The sequence below is a fragment of the Chromobacterium haemolyticum genome (genome assembly GCF_009936155.1).
In the GTDB taxonomy this organism is placed as follows: domain Bacteria; phylum Pseudomonadota; class Gammaproteobacteria; order Burkholderiales; family Chromobacteriaceae; genus Chromobacterium; species Chromobacterium haemolyticum.
This window is the reverse complement of record NZ_AP019312.1, coordinates 642,595-663,769: the sequence shown is the minus strand read 5'-3', so window position 1 is coordinate 663,769 and position 21,175 is coordinate 642,595. Positions and strand designations below refer to the sequence as shown.

The 21,175-nt window shown below is 64.4% G+C and carries 18 protein-coding genes; 7 read left to right on the top strand and 11 right to left on the bottom strand.

What is annotated here, in order from left to right; translation table 11 throughout:
* Nucleotides 1-138: 138 nt before the first annotated feature.
* Together GYH29_RS03030 and smc are read right to left on the bottom strand one after the other, a co-directional pair.
* Complete coding sequence (locus GYH29_RS03030; protein WP_019103189.1) at nucleotides 139-1,515, bottom strand: MFS transporter; 1,377 nt, start codon at nucleotides 1,513-1,515, stop codon at nucleotides 139-141.
* A gap of 284 nt (nucleotides 1,516-1,799) precedes the next feature.
* Complete coding sequence (gene smc / locus GYH29_RS03025; RefSeq protein WP_161523161.1) at nucleotides 1,800-5,285, bottom strand: chromosome segregation protein SMC; 3,486 nt, start codon at nucleotides 5,283-5,285, stop codon at nucleotides 1,800-1,802.
* A gap of 133 nt (nucleotides 5,286-5,418) precedes the next feature.
* Here smc and GYH29_RS03020 point away from each other — a divergent pair, with 133 nt between their 5' ends.
* From GYH29_RS03020 to GYH29_RS02995, 6 genes are all read left to right on the top strand, one after another.
* Nucleotides 5,419-5,982: a YqgE/AlgH family protein gene (locus GYH29_RS03020; protein ID WP_043594153.1), complete on the top strand. Its 564-nt coding sequence runs from the start codon at nucleotides 5,419-5,421 to the stop codon at nucleotides 5,980-5,982.
* A complete protein-coding gene (gene ruvX / locus GYH29_RS03015) occupies nucleotides 5,966-6,403 on the top strand; it encodes a Holliday junction resolvase RuvX (RefSeq protein ID WP_043594155.1) in 438 nt (145 codons plus the stop codon). Before GYH29_RS03020 ends, ruvX begins: the two co-directional genes overlap by 17 nt.
* Before the next feature lie 7 nt (nucleotides 6,404-6,410).
* Nucleotides 6,411-6,929: a DUF3592 domain-containing protein gene (locus GYH29_RS03010; RefSeq protein WP_081575527.1), complete on the top strand. Its 519-nt coding sequence runs from the start codon at nucleotides 6,411-6,413 to the stop codon at nucleotides 6,927-6,929.
* Nucleotides 6,926-7,381, top strand: coding sequence for a DUF3592 domain-containing protein (locus GYH29_RS03005; protein WP_043594158.1), 456 nt, complete (start codon nucleotides 6,926-6,928; stop codon nucleotides 7,379-7,381). The genes GYH29_RS03010 and GYH29_RS03005 overlap by 4 nt, the downstream gene beginning before the upstream one ends.
* A 174-nt stretch (nucleotides 7,382-7,555) precedes the next feature.
* Nucleotides 7,556-9,469 (top strand): sensor histidine kinase, encoded by a 1,914-nt coding sequence (locus tag GYH29_RS03000; protein WP_043594159.1) that lies wholly within the window; start codon nucleotides 7,556-7,558, stop codon nucleotides 9,467-9,469.
* On the top strand, nucleotides 9,447-10,133 hold the full coding sequence (locus GYH29_RS02995; RefSeq protein WP_081575529.1) for a response regulator transcription factor: 687 nt from the start codon (nucleotides 9,447-9,449) through the stop codon (nucleotides 10,131-10,133). Before GYH29_RS03000 ends, GYH29_RS02995 begins: the two co-directional genes overlap by 23 nt.
* Before the next feature lie 64 nt (nucleotides 10,134-10,197).
* Here GYH29_RS02995 and ylqF read toward each other — a convergent pair whose 3' ends face one another.
* From ylqF to GYH29_RS02955, 8 genes are all read right to left on the bottom strand, one after another.
* Entirely contained in the window at nucleotides 10,198-11,133 is a 936-nt protein-coding gene (gene ylqF / locus GYH29_RS02990; protein WP_039754268.1) for a ribosome biogenesis GTPase YlqF, read from the bottom strand.
* A 4-nt stretch (nucleotides 11,134-11,137) separates the two neighbouring features.
* A complete protein-coding gene (locus tag GYH29_RS02985; RefSeq protein WP_019100859.1) occupies nucleotides 11,138-11,350 on the bottom strand; it encodes a DUF3820 family protein in 213 nt (70 codons plus the stop codon).
* 246 nt (nucleotides 11,351-11,596) lie between these two features.
* Entirely contained in the window at nucleotides 11,597-11,935 is a 339-nt protein-coding gene (locus GYH29_RS02980; RefSeq protein ID WP_039754276.1) for a DUF4870 family protein, read from the bottom strand.
* Nucleotides 11,936-11,975: 40 nt separating this feature from the next.
* Nucleotides 11,976-12,545: a hypothetical protein gene (locus GYH29_RS02975; protein WP_019100861.1), complete on the bottom strand. Its 570-nt coding sequence runs from the start codon at nucleotides 12,543-12,545 to the stop codon at nucleotides 11,976-11,978.
* Nucleotides 12,546-12,833: 288 nt separating this feature from the next.
* Nucleotides 12,834-14,453, bottom strand: coding sequence for an electron transfer flavoprotein-ubiquinone oxidoreductase (locus GYH29_RS02970; RefSeq protein ID WP_039754279.1), 1,620 nt, complete (start codon nucleotides 14,451-14,453; stop codon nucleotides 12,834-12,836).
* Between the two features lie 101 nt (nucleotides 14,454-14,554).
* The gene (locus GYH29_RS02965; RefSeq protein WP_161523160.1) at nucleotides 14,555-16,888 is read right to left on the bottom strand and encodes a mechanosensitive ion channel domain-containing protein; all 2,334 of its coding nucleotides are present in this window, start codon (nucleotides 16,886-16,888) and stop codon (nucleotides 14,555-14,557) included.
* A 112-nt stretch (nucleotides 16,889-17,000) separates the two neighbouring features.
* Nucleotides 17,001-18,194, bottom strand: a complete 1,194-nt coding sequence (locus GYH29_RS02960; RefSeq protein WP_161523159.1) for a CaiB/BaiF CoA transferase family protein — start codon at nucleotides 18,192-18,194, stop codon at nucleotides 17,001-17,003.
* A 109-nt stretch (nucleotides 18,195-18,303) separates the two neighbouring features.
* Nucleotides 18,304-19,491, bottom strand: a complete 1,188-nt coding sequence (locus GYH29_RS02955; protein ID WP_043594164.1) for an acyl-CoA dehydrogenase — start codon at nucleotides 19,489-19,491, stop codon at nucleotides 18,304-18,306.
* A 162-nt stretch (nucleotides 19,492-19,653) separates the two neighbouring features.
* Here GYH29_RS02955 and GYH29_RS02950 point away from each other — a divergent pair, with 162 nt between their 5' ends.
* Nucleotides 19,654-20,421 (top strand): IclR family transcriptional regulator, encoded by a 768-nt coding sequence (locus tag GYH29_RS02950; protein WP_161523158.1) that lies wholly within the window; start codon nucleotides 19,654-19,656, stop codon nucleotides 20,419-20,421.
* Nucleotides 20,422-20,590: 169 nt separating this feature from the next.
* On the opposite strand, the gene GYH29_RS02945 is transcribed toward GYH29_RS02950, so the two are convergent.
* Nucleotides 20,591-21,025 carry a CBS domain-containing protein gene (locus tag GYH29_RS02945; RefSeq protein WP_019100867.1) on the bottom strand — a complete coding sequence of 145 codons (435 nt, stop codon included), beginning with the start codon at nucleotides 21,023-21,025 and terminating at the stop codon, nucleotides 20,591-20,593.
* Nucleotides 21,026-21,175: the final 150 nt, after the last annotated feature.

Here is a 21,175-nt window from a genome sequence, read left to right as displayed (position 1 = left end):
CGGGCTGCGCCAGTCTCAGCGTCAACGCGGCCACGCTTGGCTGAGGCGGACGGCCTTGCCAAGCGAACAATAGCAAGGCATGCAGCGCCAACGACGCCAACAAAGCCCAACAAACCGGGCGCGCGCCCATCTTTCGCCTCAGCAGCGCATCCGGCTGCCCGGCCGGCTGTAATGCCACCAGGCCACCAGCATGGACACCAGATAAAACACAAAGAACATGCCGAAAGCCGGCAGGAAACTACCGAAGGCGGCCAGCGCGCTGCCGAAGGATTTGGGAATCACGAAGCCGCCGAACGCCGCCATCACCGAACTGACATTCATCGCCGACGCGCCGCGCCGCCCACCGCGCGCGTAGGCTTCCGCAACGTCCAGGCCCGCGGCCTTGGCCCGCTGGCCCGCCTGCAACAGAAAAACCTTGGGCGCCAATTGAAAAGACGAACCGTTGCCCACGCCCGCGGCGAAGAAAATCAACTGAAACATGGCGAGGAACAGCCAGAACGAACCGCCGTTGCCGGCGGAAGGCATGCTCAGATAAACGCCGACGGTGGCCAGCGCCATCACCCCGTTGCTGAGCATGGTGGCGATGCCGCCGCCGATGTGGTCGCCCATCCAGCCGCCCAGCGGCCGCGACAAGGCGCAGACCATGGGCCCGATAAAGGCGTAGGGCGTGACATCGATCAGCGGGAACATATTGCGCGCCAGCAGAGGAAAGGCGGCGGCGAAGCCGAGGAAAGTGCCGTAGCTGCCCATGTACAGCAGGCAGATATACCAAGTGTGCGGATCGCGCATCGCGTCCAGCTGATCATGCGGCGTGATGCGCAGCTTGGGCAGATCATGCGCGTACAGCAAGCAGGCCAGCGCGATGACGACGATGAAGGGCAGCCACAGATACCCGGCGTTCTGCAGCCACACCGGGTGCACGGCGCCGCCAACGCCCCAGATCTGCGGACCGCCGGCCGCGCCGAACAAGGGCAGCAGAATCACCACCGGGATCGCCAATTGCGCCACCGACACGCCCAGATTTCCCAACCCCGCGTTCAACCCCATCGCCAGCCCTTTGGCCGCCTTGGGAAAGAAAAAGCTGGTATTGGACAGATGGGAAGCGCTAGCGCCGCCGCCGATGCCGCACAAGCCGGACACCAGCAACAGCATGGGAAACGGCGTCGAAATATCCTGCACCACCGTGGCCACGCCCAAAGCCGGCAGCAAGAGCAGCAAGGTGGAAATGCCCAGCCACAGGCCGCCGCCCACCCAGCTCCATATCCATGAGTACAACAGCCTCATCAAGGCGCCGACCAGCGGCGGAATCGACACCAGCAGGAACTGCTGCTGATTGCTGAGCGCGAACCCGACCGCCGGCAGGTTGACCACCACCATGCTCCACATCATCCAGATATTGAAGTTCAGGTGCAGCGACAGGATGGACAGCCAGAGATTGCGATTGGCGATGCGCCGCCCGCGGCGCAGCCAGAAAATAGGGTTTTCAGGTTCCCAACGCTTGATGCTTACGGTCATGCCTATTCATCCAGCAATGATATCGTCCGGCGGCCGCTGCCGCCGGGAAGCTGCGCAGTATGCCATTCGCGCGCGCGCTACATTTTGCGCGCCGTCAAACCGAAACTAATGAAAACAGTCTGCGGGCAGCTCGAGCCTTCAGAGCCTGTTCAAAGCCTCGCCTGCTAGAGTGAGACAAGGCGAAAGCGGCTGAGAAAGCGCAATGGTCAAGTGGTGCATGAGCATTTTGAGCTTGCACTCACCGTGCAAAGCTTCACGAAGCGCCGCAGACTTTGAGCAGATTCTCAGGCGGTTTCCCGCATTTTCAACGCTTCCACGATGTCCACCGCCACAATGCGGCTGACGCCCTGTTCCTGCATGGTCACGCCCACCAGTTGTTCGGCCATTTCCATGGTCAGGCGGTTATGAGAAATATAGAGAAACTGGGTTCGCTCCGACATCTGCTTGACCAGATCGCAGAAACGGCTGGTATTGGCGTCGTCCAGCGGCGCGTCCACCTCGTCCAGCAGGCAGAACGGCGCCGGGTTCAGCGAGAACAGCGAGAACACCAGGCTCATCGCAGTCAGCGCCTTTTCTCCGCCGGACAGCAGGTGAATTGTGCTGTTCTTCTTGCCCGGCGGCTGGGCGATGATCTGCACGCCGGCGTCCAGCAAGTCCTCGCCGGTCAGCACCAGCTCGGCGCGGCCGCCGCCAAACAGCGTGGGGAAAAACTCCCGCATCTTGGTGTTGACCGCATCGTAAGTGGCTTGCAGCATCTCGCGGGTTTCGCCGTCTATCTTGGCGATGGCCTCCTCCAGCGTGGCCATCGCCTGATTCAGGTCCTCGGACTGATTGGCCAGGTAGTCGCCGCGCTTCCGGGCCTCATCCAGTTCTTCCAGCGCGGCCAGGTTGACCGCGCCCAGGCCTTCCAGCGCGCGCGCCAGCCGCGCGATCTCGGCGGCCAGCGCGTTCGGCTTCACCGACTCGCTCAGATCGGCCATCAGCGCGGCTTCGTCGGCGCCGGCGCTGGCCAGTTCTTCGGCGAAACGCTCCATCGCCAGCCTCGCCTCCTGGTGCTTGAGCAACCAGTCCGAGCGCGCTTCGCGCAGCGCCGGCAAAGCGGCGTTGGCTTGCTGTTGTTGCTGGGTCAATTCGCGCAGCTTCTCGGTCAGGCCGTTGAGCCGGTCACGCACCGCGCCCAGGCTGTGCTCGCGCTGTTCGCGTTCGGCCAAGGCCAGTTGCAAGGCCTCTTCGGGCACCGCCTCCTCCACCGCCTCGGCTTCCTCGGCTAGAGTCTCCAAACGCTCGGCCAGTTGCTGATCGCGCTCATCCAGTTCGCGGCCTCTCCGCGTCAGCTCCGCCACCTTCTGCTCGGCGGTGCTCATTTCCAGCTTGATCTCGTGCAGCATGCGCTCGGCGTCGCGCGTCTTGTTGCGCGCCAACTGCAACCCCGTCTCGGCATTGAGCCGGTCGACTCGCATGTCTTCCAATTGCACCGTGAGTTCTTCCAGCGTCAACGCCGTCTCTTCGCCCAGCATTTCGGCTTCGGCGATGCTCTGGCGCGCCAATTCGCCCTCTTCGGCGATGCGCCGGCGCTCGGCCTCGATCGCCGCCAGCCGCGCCGCGCCCTGGCGCGCGGCCTGGTCCAGCTTGACGTGCTCCAGGGTCGCCGCGTTCAGCTCCGCCTCCAAACGGGTCAACGCGCCCTTTTGCGCCCGCACCGCCTCGGCCAGCATGCCGCCGCGGCTTTGCAATGATTCGCGGCGCCGCTGCAAGGCGTCGATTTCCGGCGACAAGGTCTCCAAGCGCGCCTGGGCCGCCTCCAACAGTGCCTTGCGCGCCATCAGCCCGTCGCCGCCGGCTTCGGCGTGCAGGCACAGGCTGGCGGCGTAAACGCGGTGGCCTTCCGGCGTCAGCAGGCAAGCGCCGGCCGGCAATTGTTCGCGCAAGGCCAGTGCCTCGTCCAACGATCCGGCCAAATAGACGCCGGCCAGCCAGTCTTGCAAGGCGGCCTGAAAGGGTTGGGCGGCTCGCACCTGTTGCAACAGCGTCGGCCACGAGCGCTCCGCTTCCCAGCCGCGCGCCGTCGCGCCGTCCGCCAACGCCAGCGCCGCCGGCGGCAATTCGCCGGACAGCGCGGCGGCGCGCGCGGCCAGGCGTTCGCCCAGCGCCGCTTCCAGCGCCGGCTGCCATTTAGGCTCCACCTGCAGGCTCTGCCACAACTGCGGCGCCTCGGCCAGGCCCCGGCGCTGCAGCCAGCCGTCCAATTGCTCGCTGGCCGCCTCGCGCGCCAGCATTCCGGCCAGCGCGGCGGCCTCGGCCTCGGCCCGCGCCTGTTCGCCGCGCAGCGCGGCCAGTTGTTCGTCCAGTTTTTCGCGCTCGGCGGCCAGGTCCGCCTGCTTGGCCTCGTCGGCCACCAGCCGGCCTCGCACCGTCTCCAGCGCGCCGCGCGCGCGTTCCACTTCGGCGGCGGCGGCTTGCTGCCGCTCTTGGTCCGGCAGATTCAAATCGCTCAGTTCTCGGCGCAACGCGTCTTCGCGGCCGGACAGCTGCTCCAGATTGCGACGCTGATGCTCGCCGTTCTGGCGCGCCAGGTCTCGATCCCGGCTGAGCTTGGCCTGCTGCGCGGTCAGCCCGTTCAACTGCTGCTCTATCGCGCGGTATTCCGCCTCGGCGGTGGGTAATTCGTCGGCGCCGTCTTCCAGCGTCATTTGCGCCTCTTCCAGCCTCATCTGCGCTTCTTCGCGCCGCGGCAGCCAGTCGTCCAGCTCAGCCTTCACTTGGCCGCGGCTTTCGGCCAGCACCTGACGCTCGGTGCGCACGGCACTCAGCTCTCGGTCGACGCGGGCGCGGTTTTGCTCTCGGTGGCGCTGCGCCTCTTCCAGCCGCGCCAGTTGGGCGTTGGCCTCGAACAAGCGCTGCTGCGCCTCGTGCACTTCGTCGCTGGCGGCGAAATGGCTTTCGCGAACGGTTTCGGACTCGGCCTCCACATGGGTGACCGCCGCTTCCAGCGCCGCTTCTTCGGTTTCAATGCGCGCCAGTTCCCCGCGCGCCGCCGCCTCGTTGCGCGCGGCCTCTTCCCGTCGCGCCAGAGCCAGCAGGTTTTGCTTATGGGTCAGCGCGCCGCGCAGATCGTGGTATTGGGCTGCCACCTCCGCCTGTTCGGACAAGCGCTCCACCTGCCGCTCCAGCTCTTGTCGCAAGTCGGCGATGCGTTCCAGATTGGCGCGGGTGTCCGCGATGCGGTGTTCGGTTTCGCGGCGGCGCTCCTTGTACTTGGACACGCCGGCGGCTTCTTCCAGATAGGCGCGCAGTTCTTCCGGCCGCGCCTCGATGATGCGGGAGATCATGCCCTGCTCAATCACCGCGTAACCGCGCGCGCCCACCCCGGTGCCTAGGAAAAGATCCGTGATGTCGCGGCGGCGCACTTGCTGGTTGTTGATGAAGTAGCTGGATTCGCCCTGGCGGGTCAGCACCCGCTTGATCGCCACCTCCGCGTACTGACCCCATGCGCCGGTGAGCGCGCCGTCGCCGTTGTCGAACACCAGTTCAACCGAAGCGCGGCTAACCGGCTTGCGCGTGGACGAGCCGTTGAAGATCACGTCCTGCATCGATTCGCCGCGCAGTTGCTTGGCCGAGGACTCGCCCAGCACCCAGCGCACCGCGTCTATCACATTGGACTTGCCGCAGCCATTGGGGCCGATCACCGCCACCAGTTGACCGGGCACGGCAATGCTGGTGGGATCGACGAATGACTTGAAACCGGCAAGCTTGATGTGGGTGAGACGCAAGATGTCCTCGCAATGGCTGGGCGAAAATCGGCATTTTAGCAGTTGCCCGCGCCGGCCGCGCGTCGCGCGCGGACCTGTTGCGCGTCGCGCAGCCGCATCTACCCAGACAGCCCACTTATGCCATAATGGCCGCATGGAACCGCTATCGTTGTCCAATCAATTCTTGATCGCCATGCCCAATATGGCGGACCCGCTGTTCTCTCGCTCGCTGGTCTTCGTCTGCGAGCATGGCGAGCACGGCGCCATGGGCCTGATCGTCAACAAGCCTTCCGGCATCGCCATGGCGCAGTTGTTCGATCAAATCGATCTGCCGCTGGACGGCGACTCGCTCCGCGCCGAGCCGATTTACTTCGGCGGCCCGGTGCAGCCGGACCGGGGCTTTGTGCTGCACATGCCGGTGGGCAATTGGCAATCCAGCCTGCTGGTCACCGACGACATCGCGCTGACCACATCCAAGGACGTGCTGATGGCGGTGTCCGAAAACCACAAGCAGCCGGACCGCATGCTGATCACGCTGGGTTATTCCGGCTGGAGCGCCGGTCAGCTGGAGCAGGAGATCGCCGACAACGGTTGGCTGACGGTGCCGGCGCAGCCGGACATCATCTTCGGCCTGCCCTGCGAGGAGCGCTACGACGCCGCGATGGCGCTGCTGGGCTTCGATCCTTCCCTATTGTCCACGGATGTCGGCCATGCCTGAAGGTTGCGCCTTGGCATTCGACTTCGGCGAGCGCCGCATTGGCGTCGCCGTCGGGGACACCCTGCTCGGCATTCCCCACCCGCTCATCACCATAGACACGGAAATCAACGACGCCCGCTTCGCCGCCATCGCCGCTTTAATCGCGGAATGGCGGCCGGCGCAGCTGGTGGTGGGGCTGCCGATGCACATCGACGGCACTGAACACCAGATGACGCAACTGGCGCGCCGCTTCGCCAACCGGCTCAAGGGCCGCTACGGTCTGCCGGTGTGGCTGGTGGACGAACGGCTGACCTCGGTGGTGGCCGAATCCATGCTTGAAGAAGCCGGCGTGCGCGGCCGCAAGCAGAAGCCGGCGCTGGATCAGGTAGCGGCCCAGGCCATTCTGCTGACCTGGTTCGAGCACCCCGGACAAGCCGTCTGACCCCATCATGAAATTCTCGCCGCAAGCCCGGGTTAGCGCGCTGATGCTGGCCTTTCTCGCCAGCCTTCTGGGCTTGATCGCGGTCTTGCTGACACCCAGCCATCAATTACGCGAATGGCGCAACGCGCCGGGCCACGTGGAGAGCAGCCGCATGCTGGTGGTGTCCAGCACCGAACACCCCGATCAACTTTACTGGCAGCCCCATGTGCAATACCTGTACACGGTGCGCGGCCAGGTCTACCACAGCGACCGGCTGTTCGCCGTCGACAACGCCCTGCCCGGCGACCGCAGCAACGCCGACGACCTGACGCGGCGCTTTCCCGCCGGCAAGGCGATCACCGTCTACTACAATCCGCGCAGCCCCGCTGAGTCCGTGCTGATCAAGGGCGGGGACAGCGATATCGGCAGCGCCAAATTCATCCTGGCGGCGCTGAGCGCGCTGTTCGGCTGGGCGCTGCTGTATCGGCTGCGGGCCAAGCTGCCGCTGCCGCGCCGGCGCGTTCACCGAGGCATCCGCGCCCCATGAGCGAAAAAGTCATCGCCCTGCTGGTCATCGCCATCGGCTTGGCCGTTTCCGTCTATCTTTGGCAGCAGTCCGTCAAAGCCCAGCAAGCCTCCGCCTGGCCCAGCGTCGTCGGCAAGATAGTCTCCAGCGAAGTGGACTGGCGCCATGCGCGCGGCGGCGACAGCTCGGATCGCAGGGAATACCGCGCCGTCGTACGCTATGAATACCACGTGGCCGGCCGTATCCACCGCGCCGAGCGGCTGCGCTTCCCCAATCCCGGCTACGGCAGCAGCGATCAACAAGCGCTCGAAATCGTTCAGCGCTACCCGGCGGGTCAGGTCGTACAAGTGTTCTACGACCCGCAAAATCCCGAAGAGGCTTGCCTGGAGCCGGGCAAGCACTGGTCGGCGTGGTTGGCGCAAGCCGTGGGCGCGCTCGTGGTCCTTATCGGCCTATGGCTGCTGCTGCGTTAAAACCGACCTCTCACCCCCTACTCACTGCTAAAACTGTCCACCCGGACATGTCATTACAAAGTCATTATTTATTACGCTAACGGTGGCTGTTTTAATTTTTGGCGTAAGCACTGACAAAAAATGACATTGCCGTCACAATGTCGCCCCAATCCCGGATTTCGAGCCATTGCCCCGATGACACGCGCGCTGTCGATACTCTTGCTGTGCCTGCTGTTAATGGGCGGCGCCGCTCATGCCGGCTTCCAGACCTTCAGCGAGCGGGACGCCGGCGCCTTTTGCAGCGCCGACGCCAGTCTCGGCATCAATCAAATATCCAGCCCCGGCTGGCAAGCGCGTTTCCAGCCGCTGCCCGACGGCAAACTGGCGCGCGGCTACGGCCACGACACCTGCTGGCTGCGGCTCCAGCTACATGATGTGCCGCCACGGCCCTGGCTGGAGCTGATCCCCAGCTATTTGGCCCGCTTAAGCTTATTCCAACCCCTGCCAGACGGCGGCTGGCGAAGACAGGACATCGGCTCCTGGCGGCCGATGTCCGCGATGGAGCTGCCGTTGATGGCCGCCAGCTTTTCCCTGCAGCCGAGCGAACAGACCGTGTTCGTCAAGATCCAGTCCCTGGCTCTGAACGCGCAGCCGCGCCTGTGGAGCGAGCCGGATCTGGTCGCCCACCACAACGAGCGCCTGCTGCAACTGGGCCTGATTTACGGCTATATGCTCACCATGGTGCTGATCGCGCTGGCGGCCTGGCTGATCACCCGCCAAGCGCAGCACGCCAAGCTGTTCGGCTACATCCTGGCGGTGGCCTGCCATCGATTCGCCACCGACGGCATGGCACGCCTGCTGCTGTTTCCGGAACAGCCCCAGATCGCGCTGCTGTGCAATTACGTCGGCCTGGGCGCCGCCGTCATGCTGGGCTGCGCCTATTTCGCCCATCTGCTGGAACTGAAGCGCGACTACCCCCGCACCTACCGGCTATACCAGCTGCAGGCCGCCGCCGGCGCCGCCACCGTGCTGTGCGCCTTGTTCTGGCCCTTTGGCCTCGCTTACAGCATTCCGGTCACGCTCTACGCCGTCATCTTCATCAATCTGCTGACCTTGCCGGTCTGCTGGCGTCTATGGCAACGCAACGATAGCGGCGACCGCCTGATCGCGCTGCACCTGCCCACCAATCTGGCGCTCAATATCCCCGCGCTGCTATTGCACCTGGGGCATATCCCCTATCAATCCTGGATCCAGGAATACGGCCGGCTGGCCGACCTGCCACCCATCACCCTGCTCTACATCGGTCTGTTCCTGCGCATGCGCACGCTGGAGCGCGAACGCATCGAGGCGCTGCACCAGGCCAGCCAGGCCCAGGCCGATAGCCTGCGCCAGCGGGAGGCGCGCGAGGAGCAGACCGATCTGCTGGCGATGATCACCCATGAAATCCGCACCCCGGTGGCCATCATTGACGCCGCCAGCAGCAGCTTGCGTCTACTGGAGGAGGACGCGCCGGAGCCGACCGTGCTCGCACAGCGTCAGGCCCGCCACGAGCGCATTCAGCGCGCGCTGCTGCGGATGCAGGAATTGATGCGGCTGGCCGAACAACACGGCCGAGCCGATGTGAGCGACGCCAGACTGCACGCGCAATCGCTGGACTTGCTGGAACTGACCCGCCACAGCCTGGAACAGCTGGACGCGGATGAGCAGCGGCGGTTCCAGCTGCAAATCGGCCAAGAGCGCATGCCGCTCTACGGAGACGCGCAGCTGCTGTCGGTGCTGTTGCAGAACCTGATGGAAAACGCCCTGAAATACGCGCACCCGGACACCCCCATTCAAATCGGCATCCGCCGCCAAGCCGACCGCGTCGTCTGGCAGATCAGCGACCACGGCCCCGGCATCGCACCGGGCCAGGAAGAAGCTATTTTCCAGCGTTTCACTCGGCTAGCGGAGACCAGCAACCGTCCCGGCCTGGGGCTAGGCCTCCATCTGGCGCGGCGCATCGCCGTTCAGCACGGCGGCGAACTGGGCCTGGACCCTGACTGGCCACACGGCGCTAGTTTCATCTTGTATCTACCGAAAGCCGCTCATGACGCATATAGCCTTGCTTGAAGACAATCCGGACCTGCGCGAAGAGTTGCTGTTCCAGCTCAAACGCTGTGGCTTTCAAGCCACCGGCCTGGCTTGCGGCCAGGAGTTGGAGCGGCACTTGGCCGAGCATCCCTGCCGCTTGCTGATTCTGGATCTGGGCTTGCCCGATATCGACGGCATGGCGCTCAGCCGGAGGCTGCGCGCCAGCCACCCCGGCCTGGGACAAGTCATGCTCACCGCGCGCGGCGCGCTGGACGACAAGGTTCAAGGCTTGCAGCAAGGCGCCGACGCCTATCTGGTCAAGCCCACGCCGCTGGCGGAACTGCTGGCCACGCTGGCCAGCGTGCTGCGGCGGCTGGACGGCGACGCGGCGGAACGCGCCGACGGGTGGCGCTACCACGCCGCCAATCGCATGCTGACCGCGCCCAACGGCCAGCAGTTGCACCTGACCCACGCGGAGCACCAAGTGCTGAGCGCAATGCTGCGGCGCGCGCCGGAACCGGCGCACCGCCGCGAATTGGCGGAAGCGCTGGGCGCCAATTACCTACACTACGATGAGCGCCGGCTGGAAACCTTGATCAGCCGGCTGCGGCGCAAACTCAGCGGCATCGCGCCGCAGCACAATCCTATCCTGGCGGCCCGGGGCGTGGGCTATGGGTTCAGCGAGCCCTGCCAGCCGCTTTGAGCAGGCAAATAAAACGCGGCCCGGAATCGGGCCGCGCATGGGCGGGGTGAGAATGGACGCCGGCTCAACGGCTGCCGGATTTCTTGCTGTCTCTCTCCTGTTGCCTGGCTTCGCGCTCGGCGGCCCGGATGGCCGCCAACTCCTTGGCCCGCTTTTCCCACGCCAGCCATTCGGCCGGGCGTTCCAGCGTGATGCGGCCGATATTGCCGTCGCGAAAATCGGTCAGCACGATCTCAGCCGCCTTTTGCACATTGATCTTGCCGCCGGACTGCACCGCGCCGCGCTTGCGGCCTATCATTTCCAGCACCTGCCAGTCCTGCTGGCCGGCGATGTCGTCCAGCTTGTAGCGCGCCGTCAATTCCGGCGCATAGTGCTGGAGCAGATACTTGAGTAGCTCCAACGCCACTTCCTCCTCGTCCATCGCATTGCGGCCCACCGCGCCGCTGGCCGCCAAATTGTAGCCGCCCTCTTCCACCTCGATCTTGGGCCACAGCATGCCCGGGGTGTCGAACAACTCCACGTCGTCGGCCAGAATGATGCGCTGTTCGTTCTTGGTAACGCCCGGCATATTGCCGGTCTTGGCCACCTTGCGGCTGCTCATGCTGTTGATCAGCGTGGATTTGCCAACGTTGGGGATGCCGCAGATCAACACCCGCAGCGGCTTTTCCAGGCCGCCGCGCGTCGGCGCCAGCTCGCGGCAGGCCGCCACCAGCTTCTGAGCGGGAGCGCGTTCGCCGGCGTCCATGCCCAGCGCCTGGGTGTTCTTCTTGGCGCGATACCATTCCAGCCACTGCAAAGTGGCGGCGGCGTCGGCCAGATCCTGCTTGTTCAGAATCATCAGCCGCGGCTTGCCCTTGGCCATGCGCGCCAGCATGGGATTGGCGCTGGAAGCCGGCAGCCGCGCGTCCAGCATTTCAATGACCACGTCGATGTCTTTCAATCGCTCGGCCACATCCTTGCGGGCCTTGTTCATATGGCCGGGGAACCATTGGATTGCCATGCTTCTAGCGCTTTCTTATCGGATCAAGTAGATAGGTTAGACCATTATGGTCCAGCTCCTGCATCAATTGCAGCAGGCGGCCAATTTCGCCGGGGGGAAATCCTTCGCGGGCGAACCAGTTCAGATAGTTGCCGGGCAGATCGCAGATCAGCGTGCCCTTGTGTTTGCCAAACGGCATGGCCCGGGTCACCAGGCTTTGCAAATCATCGGCTTGCATTGCGGCTCCCTTCAAGCAAGTTGCGCATTGTGCCAAAACCGCGGCGCTCTGACCATGCCCGTTGCCCGGCTCCGGCTTGACATGGCGCAAACGCGGGCGCGGTTTAACTGGGGACGAGCAGGCACGGGGTTTAGCATGTAGGCGGCCTTCAAAAACCAGCGGCGTTCGCCGCCCATTTTCCGGTTCGCGCAGAACCCTTGCGGGCGCCGGGCATCATCCATGTCCGCGCCCGTCTTTTTTACCGCTTTACTCCGGCATCGGCTTGCCGTCGTTGAAATTCAGGAAACCGCGCACGATGCGGTAGACGTACCACACCCAAGTGACGCCCAGGATCACGAAGCCCACCAGGATCCAGGCCAGCGCCACGCCCAGCACAGTGCCGAGCAAGGCCCACCAGAAAGTGCGGATCTGCCAGTTGAAATGGCTCTCATAGCGCGTGCCGCGCACATCGTCGCGCTTGACGTAGTTGATGATCACCGCCACCAAACCTGTCAGGCCGACAAACAGGCTGATTGCCTGCAGGATATAGACCACAAGGGTCAGATTATTCAGTTTGCGTTCGTCTTCTTGCGTAATCACGTCCATCGACATCATGCCTCCCCGGCTTAAATTTCATGCGAAACAATTAACAAGATACCCTAGCCAGCAGCGCTTGCAAGCGCTGCTCGCAATGCCGCGTCAACGCCGCCTCCGCTCTGCCGCCGGCCAAAGCCAGCGCCACTTCGGCGCTGCGGCTCCAGGCTTGCAGGCAGGATTCGCCGCCGGCGTCCGCCACCAGGATGGGCAGCGCCGGCGCAAACGGCTGGCCGGTCTGTTCCGACCACGCGCGGCAGCGACGGTTCGCCAGATCCAGCAGGGAAAAGCTCTCCGCCGTCACCAACACATGGCTGAGACCCAGCAGCAGAATGCGCGCCGCCAGCCAATCCGCGGCGTCGGCCAGCCGCGCCGAGGTCTCCCCGCTCCGTTCGCGCCAGCGTTGCGCCGCCAGCAGCATGGCCATCGCGCGCAGTTGCGGCAAGCGGCTTTCCAGCACGCCGCCGTCGCGTCGCGCGGCGGCCATCCACGCGGCGTCCGGCGCCGGATGGTTGGCGTAGCGTTCGCCGTCGGTCAACACTCTCACCGGCACGGCGTCGCAAGGACATAGCAGGGACCAAGACTGGCGCGCGATTTGCGCGGCATCGCTGACTTCATTCATGGAACGGACCTCCTAGGGGTCTGGCCTGGCTTCCGGAGGTCATGTATTTCGGGGAGGAAAAACAAATGCCGCCGGTAGCGCGGCGGCATTTATCGGGAATCTTTACTAGTGCTGGATCAATCTTTCAGTTCACAGCCATCCCTTGGCGCCGCCGGTGTGCGGTACCAATAAAAATAGCTGTTGAAGAAGGCGAAAGATTGAGTCATGTCGTCCATGCTGCCAATAATCGGCCCGGCTTGTCAAGAAAAACCCCGGAGCGCGCTCCGGGGTTTCGCCAAATCATCCCGTTTACATATTGGGATAGTTGGGGCCGCCGCCGCCTTCCGGCGTGGTCCAGACGATGTTCTGGCTTGGGTCCTTGATGTCGCAGGTCTTGCAATGCACGCAGTTCTGCGCATTGATCTGCAAGCGCGGCTCGCCTTCTTCGCGGCCGACGATTTCGTAAACGCCGGCCGGGCAGTAACGCTGTTCCGGCGCATCGTACTTGGCCAGATTGAACGCCACCGGCACGCTGGCGTCCTTCAGCTTCAAATGCGGCGGCTGGTCCTCGCCGTGATTGGTGTTGGAGATGAACACCGAGGACAGGCGGTCGAAGGTCAGCACCCCGTCCGGCTTGGGATAGGCGATGGGCGCGCACTCGTCGGCCGGCTTCAGGCTTTGATGGTCGGCCTGGTGATGGCGCAGCGTCCACGGTGCCTTGCCGCGGAACAGGAAGGTGTCCAGCGCCGAATAAATCATCGCCGGCCACAGGCCCCAGCGGAACGACGGCCGGATATTGCGCACTCGGTGCAACTCCTCATGCAGCCAGCTCTGCTTGAACTTCTCGCTATAGGCGGTGGCTTCGCGCGCGGGCTGCTCCTGGCCCAGCAGTTCGAACACCGCTTCCGCCGCCAGCATCGCCGACTGCATCGCGGTGTGCGTGCCCTTGATCTTGGGCACGTTGAGGAAGCCGGCGGTGTCGCCCACCAGCAAGCCGCCGGGGAAAGTCAGGCGCGGCAGGCTTTGCAAGCCGCCCTCGGTCAGCGCACGCGCGCCGTAGGACAGGCGGCGGCCACCCTCGAACACCTTGCGGATGGCCGGATGGGTCTTGAAGCGCTGGAATTCCTCGAACGGCGACAGGTAGGGGTTCTGGTAATCCAGGCCGATGACGAAGCCCACCACCACTTGGTTGTTCTCCAAGTGGTACATGAAGGAGCCGCCGTAGGTGGCCGTGTCCACCGGCCAGCCCACGGTATGGGTGATGCTGCCCGGCTGGTGCAGTTCCGGCTTCACTTCCCACAACTCCTTGATGCCGATGCCGTAGGTTTGCGGATCGGCGCCGTCGTGCAGGCGGAAACGCTCAAACAAGGCCTTGGTCAACGAGCCCCTACAGCCTTCGGCGAAGATGGTCTGCTTGGCCCATAGCTCCATGCCGGGCTGCCAGGCGTCGGTCTTTTCGCCGTCCTTGCCGATGCCCATGTCGCCGGTGGCCACGCCCTTGACCGAGCCGTCCTCGTGATAAAGCACTTCGGCGGCGGCGAAGCCGGGGTAGATTTCCACGCCCAGTTCCTCGGCCTGCTGGCCGAGCCAGCGACAGAAATTGCCGAGGCTGACGATGTAGTTGCCGTGGTTGTGCATCTGCGGCGGCGTCGGCAGCTGGATGGATTCGGTCTCAGTCAGCAGCAGGAAGCGGTCGGACTTGGCCTCGGTGTTCAGCGGCGCGCCTTTTTCCTTCCAGTCCGGAATCAGCTCATTGAGCACTCGCGGTTCGATCACCGCGCCGGACAAGATGTGCGCGCCGATTTCCGAGCCCTTCTCCAATAGACAGACGCTGACCTCCCGGCCCTGCTCCGCCGCCAGTTGCTTCAGGCGAATCGCCGCGGTCAGCCCGGAGGGGCCGCCGCCGACGATCACCACATCGTATTCCATGTAATCGCGTTCCACTGCATCTCCTTAATCGCGCGCCGGGTTCAAAAGCCCCGCTACCGCATGCATGTTGCATGGCGCGCGATCAAAAATCAAACAACCGTTTAAAAACTGTCAGACGCCCGACCGTCGCCCGCGCGTCTGACTTCAATCTGTAAGGGCTCGCCCTGTTGCAAATGCACATCGCGCTGCGGAAAAGGCAGCTCGATGCCGGCCTTGGCCAGCGCGCCGTCTATCATGTGGCGCAAGTCGCTGGCCACCTGCACGGAGTCGGCGTCGCCGATGTCCAGCCAGTATTCCAGTTCAAACTCCAGCGCGTCGACGCCGAAGTTGCTGAACAGCACCCGAGGCGGCGGTTCCTTGAGCACCAGGCCATGACGCTCCGCCTCCGCCAGCAACAGATTGCACACCTCGCGCGGCGGGCTGCCGTAAGCCACGCCGATGGCTATTTTCCGGCGAATTCGCCGGTTGCTGTACGTCCAGTTGGTCACCGCGCTCTCCACGAAGGTGGAGTTGGGGATCAGCGTTTCGATGCCGTCGCCGGCGCGCACCACCGAAGAGCGCAGCCCTATGCTGCTGACGGTGCCGCTGATGCCGCCGACCTGAACGAAATCGCCCACTTTCAGCGGCCGTTCCACCAGCAGCATCACGCCGCTGATCAGGTTCTTCAGCAGGTTCTGAGTGCCGAAGCCGATGCCGATCGCCAAGGCGCCGCCCAGGAAGGCGAACACCGTCAGCGGAATCTTGACCAGATTAAGCGCGAACACCACCAGCAGAGCGATCACGCAGACATAACTCCAACGCCACCAGATATTGGCGGCGGCTTCGCTCACGCCCAAGCGATGCGTGGCCAGGCGCCGCAAAGCGCGCAGCAGCGCAGTGCTGGCGGCGTAGCCTATCAGCAGCACCAGGATGGCGCCCAGACTCTTGCCGATGGTCACGCTGCGGGTGGCCTGCACTTTCTGGCCGTTGATTTCCACGCTGTCGTCGGCGCTGAACAGCTCATAATTCCACAGCGCCCGCGACGCCTGCAACACGCGCTCGCTTAGCCGACGGGACACCTCCTGCGGCGTGCCCTCCGCCGGCGCGCCGACATCGAACTCCTGCTGCAGCAGCAGAATGCCGGTCAAAGCCGCCTGCACCGGCTGCTGAGCGGCGTTGACGATGTCCAGCCGCTGGCGCAGCAGTTGCAGCATGGCCAGCGCGTGGCCGCTGCCGCGGTCCAGACCGATCTCATGCTGCACGTCCGCCATCTTGGCCATCGTCAGCTCGGCCTCTTTTTGCAGATAGTCGCGCACCGCGCCCAACTCCTCGCCGGCCTGGCGGCTGGCGCTGGCCACTTCGGCCAGGTTGGCCGCCTTGCCGGCGTACAGCTGGTAGCGGTATTCCCAAATGCCGCCTTCCTGTGAGTTGGCCTCTTGTCGGATGCGCGTCAGTTGCACCGCGAGGTCGCTATTGTCCAGAGCCTGGCGTTGCTCGACTGTGCGCTGGGTCAAATCCTGTAGCAGGGCAGCCTGCGCCGGCGCGTCCTTTTTAAGCTTCAACGCGGCCAGCTGCCTCTCCAACTCCTCCAACTCGGCCTTAACCCGGCGGCGGCGCTGCTCATGCGCGCCCATTTCCCGCTCCAGCCGCAGGCGTTCCTCTCCCAGCCGCCGTTGCACCCCGTCCAGCTCGGCCGGCTGAAAGCGGACCTGTTTGCCGATGCCGTCCAGTTGCTTGCGCCAGAGCTCCAGCTGCGCCTGCAACGTTTGTTGGCGGATGCGCAGCACCTGTCCCAAGGCATCGAACTGCAGCAACTCCGACGCGCTGATGTCGCGACGCCAACGCGCGCCGTCCATCTTCCAGCGCAGCGCCTCGGCCTCTCCGGCAGCCGCGCCCTCCAACTGTTCCCGCGCCTGGCGCAAGCTCACTTCATTAAGCTTGAGGCTGTTGCGCATCGCTTCCTGCATCTGCGACAGCATCAGTTGCTGAGCCTGCTGGGTCTCTTTCTCCCAGCCTCCAGTCTGCAAGCGGCTGCGCAAGCCTTCCACCAAGGACACCGGATAAGGGCCGGCTTGCGCGAAACCGCTCCAGATCCGTAAAGCCTCCTCGGCCTCGGCTTGCTGCCTCAGCCGCTGATCGCGTTCACCCGCGAGATCCAGCTGCCAAGCGTAGGACGCCACCAGACGCTCCAGCAAGGCGCGACGGAACAACAGCTCTCCCGGCGTCACGCCGGCCGGCAGCTTGTCCAGCTTGATGGTTTCCAATTGATCCAGCGCCTGCTGTGCCTCGGCCAGCTTGTCCGTCAGGCTGACAGCGGGCGCCGAAGCCGCCTGCTTCGCCGCGGGCTTGGGCATTGTCGGCAGAGCCGCGTAAGCCGCGGAGCTCGACAAAAACCCGGCAAGCAGACAACAGGCGAAAATGAAGCGGCTCTTCACGCTAGGCATTTCATTCAACATGACGGTGGACCTTGCCCTGGCGCAGACCGCCGGCGGCAACTCGACGGCGCATTTTCGCACGAATCCGCGCGCGACACCCAGACGCCTAAAATGCCGAAAGCATCTCCAGGCTTCAGATCACGCCCGCGCCGCGCAAACGGGCGATAGCCTCGGCGTCGTAACCGGCCTGCTCCAGCAAGGCGTCGGTGTGCTGCCCCAGCCGGGGCGGCGCGTCGCGATATTGAGGCGGCGTGTCCGACAGTTTGATCGGGCAGGCCACCAGAGGCACCTCCTCGCCGTCCAAACCCGGCAGTTCAATCTGCATCCGCCGGTGCCGGATTTGCGGGTCGGCGAAGGCCTCGTCCACGGTGTTGATCGGCCCGCAGGGGACGCCCGCCTGGTCCAGTTGCGCCAGCCAGGCATCGCGCGGCTGGGCCAAGAAGCCGGCGGTCAAGAAGGGCACCAACACGTCCCGGTGCGCGACGCGCTGCGGATTGCTGGCGAAGCGGGGATCGTCGGCCAATTCCGGGCGGCCAATCAGTTCGCACACCGAGCGGAACTGCCGGTCGTTGCCGCAGGCCAGGATGAAGTGGCCGTCGCCGGCGCACTTGAACACCTGATAGGGCACGATATTGGGATGGGCGTTGCCCAGGCGCGGCGGCACCGCGCCGCCCACCAGCCAGTTCATGTTGACGTTGGCCAGCATCGCCAGCGCGCAGTCGAACAAAGCCATGTCGATATGCTGACCGCGGCCGCTGCCTTGCCGCGCCCACAAGGCGGCCTGAATCGCGTTGGCGGCGTAGAGCCCGGTGAACAGATCGGTGACCGCCACCCCCACCTTGTGGGGTTCGCCGTCGGCCGGACCGGTGATGCTCATCAACCCGGACATGCCCTGCACGATGTAGTCGTAGCCGGCCATCTGCGCGTACGGTCCGTCCTGACCGAAGCCGGTGACCGAGCAGTACACCAGCCGCGGGTTGAGTTCGGCCAGGCTGGCGTAGTCCAACCCGTACTTGGCCAGCCCGCCCACCTTGTAGTTTTCGATCAGCACGTCGGCGTCGGCGGCCAGCCGGCGGACGATCTCCTGCCCCTCCGGCTTGGCGATGTCCACGGTCAGCGATTTCTTGCCGCGGTTGGCGCACAGAAAATAGGCGGCGGTGCCGTCCGGCAGGCTGGGTGGCGCCCATTGCCGGGTATCGTCGCCGCAGCCCGGGCGCTCCACCTTGATCACTTCCGCGCCCAGATCGGCCAGCAACTGGCCGGTCCACGGCCCGGCCAATACCCTAGACAAATCCAATACCTTGATGCCTTCCAGCGCGCCCGTCATCTGCGTCTCCCGATACATCGGTCCATCGAAAAAAAGCGGCCCGGCAAGCCGGGCCTCCAAGGACAGACAGGAATAACGGCGCGGCCGGCCTCCCGGCCGCGCCGGCTTATCAGGCGAACGCCTGAATACCGGTCTGGGCTCGGCCCAGAATCAAGGCATGCACATCGTGCGTGCCTTCGTAAGTGTTGACCGCCTCCAGATTCATCACATGGCGGATTACGTGGAATTCGTCGGCGATGCCGTTGCCGCCGTGCATGTCGCGCGACAGCCGGGCGATGTCCAGCGCCTTCCCGCAGTTGTTGCGCTTGATCAGCGAGATCATTTCCGGCGCGGCCTTGCCCTCGTCCATCAAACGTCCCACGCGCAGCGCGGCGTGCAGGCCCAGCGCGATTTCAGTCTGCATATTGGCCAGCTTCAGCTGGATCAGTTGGTTGGCGGCCAGCGGGCGGCCAAACTGCTTGCGGTCCAGCGTGTACTGACGCGCCGCGTGCCAGCAGAATTCGGCGGCGCCCAGCGCCCCCCAGGCGATGCCGTAGCGCGCCTTGTTCAGGCAGCCAAACGGCCCTTTCAAGCCCTTGACGCCCGGCAGGATGGCGTCTTCCGGCACCAGCACATCGTCCATCACGATCTCGCCGGTGATGGAGGCGCGCAGCGAAAACTTGCCGTGGATCTTGGGCGCGGATAGACCCGCCATGCCTTTTTCCAACACGAAGCCGCGGATTTCGTCCTCGTCGTCCTTGGCCCAAACCACAAACACATCGGCCTGCGGACTGTTGGTGATCCACATCTTGCTGCCGTTGAGCAGATAGCCGCCATCCACTTTGCGCGCCCGCGTCTTCATGCTGGCCGGGTCCGAGCCGGAGTCTGGCTCGGTCAGGCCAAAACAGCCCAGCCATTCGCCGCTGGCCAATCGCGGCAGGTATTTGTCTTTCTGCGCGTCCGAGCCGTAAGCCCAGATCGGGTGCATCACCAGGCTGGATTGCACGCTCATCGCCGAACGATAGCCGGAATCCACCCGCTCCACCTCGCGCGCCACCAGGCCGTAGGCCACGTGGCTGAGGCCTGCGCAGCCATAACCTTCGATAGTGCAACCCAGCAGGCCGAGCTCGCCCATCTCGTTGATGATTTCGCGGTCGAAGCGTTCTTCGCGGTTGGCGCTCAACACCCGCGGAAACAGCTTGTCCTGACAGTAGTCATGGGCGCTCTGCTGCACCATGCGTTCTTCTTCGCTCAGGCATTCCGCCAAAAGCAAAGGATCGTCCCAACTGAACGGCGCGCGACTGGAAGGGGCTGCCATAAGTTCTGTCTCCGCGTTAACTTGTTCCGCATTGCGGAATTTGGTTTCACATTGCAGAATAGACTAATCGCCGTCTGGACGGATGTAAAGCGTTTTTGCGAAACTCGACGCCCGCCCGCAGCGCGCAACCCAAGCGGAGGCTCACCAAACAAGATGGATGCAATGGATTTGGAAACAGATAAGGACCGGTTGTTCATCACCGCGCTGGCGCGCGGGCTGGAAGTACTGGCGGCGTTTCGCCCTGGCGAGCTGGCGCTATCCAACCAGGAGCTGGCCAAACGCACCGGCCTGCCCAAATCAACAGTGTCGCGTTTGAGCTACACCTTAACCCGGCTGGGCTATCTGGCCCAGGACGAGGCCAGCGGCCACTACCGGCTAGGGCTGGCTGTGCTGGCTTTGGGCTCCACTGTCCTGGCCAGCTACGACATCCGCCAGATCGCCGGACCGCTGATGCGCGAGTTCGCGCTGGAACAGGGCATGTCCATCAGCCTGGCGCTGCGCGACGGCAGCGATATGGTCTATCTGGAGACCTGCCGCAGCCCGGCGCGCATCTCGGTGCAGCTGACCGTGGGCTCTCGGGTACCGCTGGCCACCACCGCCATAGGCCGCGCTTATTACGCCGGCTTGCCGGAGACTGAGCAACTCAAGCTGCAGCCGGTGCTGGCCGCGCGCTACGGCGCGGAATGGGGGGAAATCAGCACGCGCTTGGAGGAGGCCCGCCAAGACTATCTGCACCAAGGCTATTCCGCGTCCTTTGGAGAGTACGAACCGGATGTGATGGCGGTGGGCGTGCACTTGGCCGTGCCCGGCCAGCCGGCGATGGCGCTGAACGCCAGCGGCCCGGCCTTCGCCTTGCACGAAAGCGCGATGCGCGAACGCATCGCGCCGGCCTTGAAGGCCTTGCGTCAGCGGCTGGCACCGCTGGGCTAAGAACCTGTTTACGATTGGCTGTGCGTCGTGGAGCGTTGCACGGTGAGTACGGCTTCGAAATGCTCATGTACCGTGTGTACACTCCGCTTTCTCAGCCGTTTTCGCCTTGTCCCGCCTTAGCTCGCGAGATCGTAAACACGTTCTAAGCGCGCGAGACCGTTCGCCGGGTTCAAGCGGACTGGATGTAATGGACCAGGTGATTGATCACCTGCTCCTGCTCCTCGATGGTGGCGCGGACCAAGTCGCCAATGGACAACATGCCCATCACATCGCTGCCTTCCAGCACCGGCAGGTGGCGTATGCGCTTTTCCGTCATCAGGCCCATACAGTCGTCCAGCGTCTGGCTGGGCGTCACGTAGACCACGCGGCTGGTCATGATGTCGCGCACCTTGGTGCCGGCGGAAGTGCGTCCCTGTAATACGATGCGCCGCGCGTAATCGCGCTCGGAGAAGATGCCGACGATGCCGCCCTCCTCCATCACCAGCACCGCTCCAATGTCGTTTTCCGCCATCACCTGCAAAGCCTGGAACACCGTGCTCTCCGGGTTCACATAGACCAAGGCGCGGTTTGGCTTGCTGTCCAACAACTGTCTTACCGTTTGCATGCATGTCCCCTTTCAAACCGGCAATCCGGCCGTTCCCGTGGCCCTCTCCCACCGCCAGACGACGCGGACGAGCGCCTACCAATCCACTATAGCGCAGGCTGCGGCGCCTCGGTAAGCACGCAAGCCTGCCGGCCATCCCCAGGTCGAGAC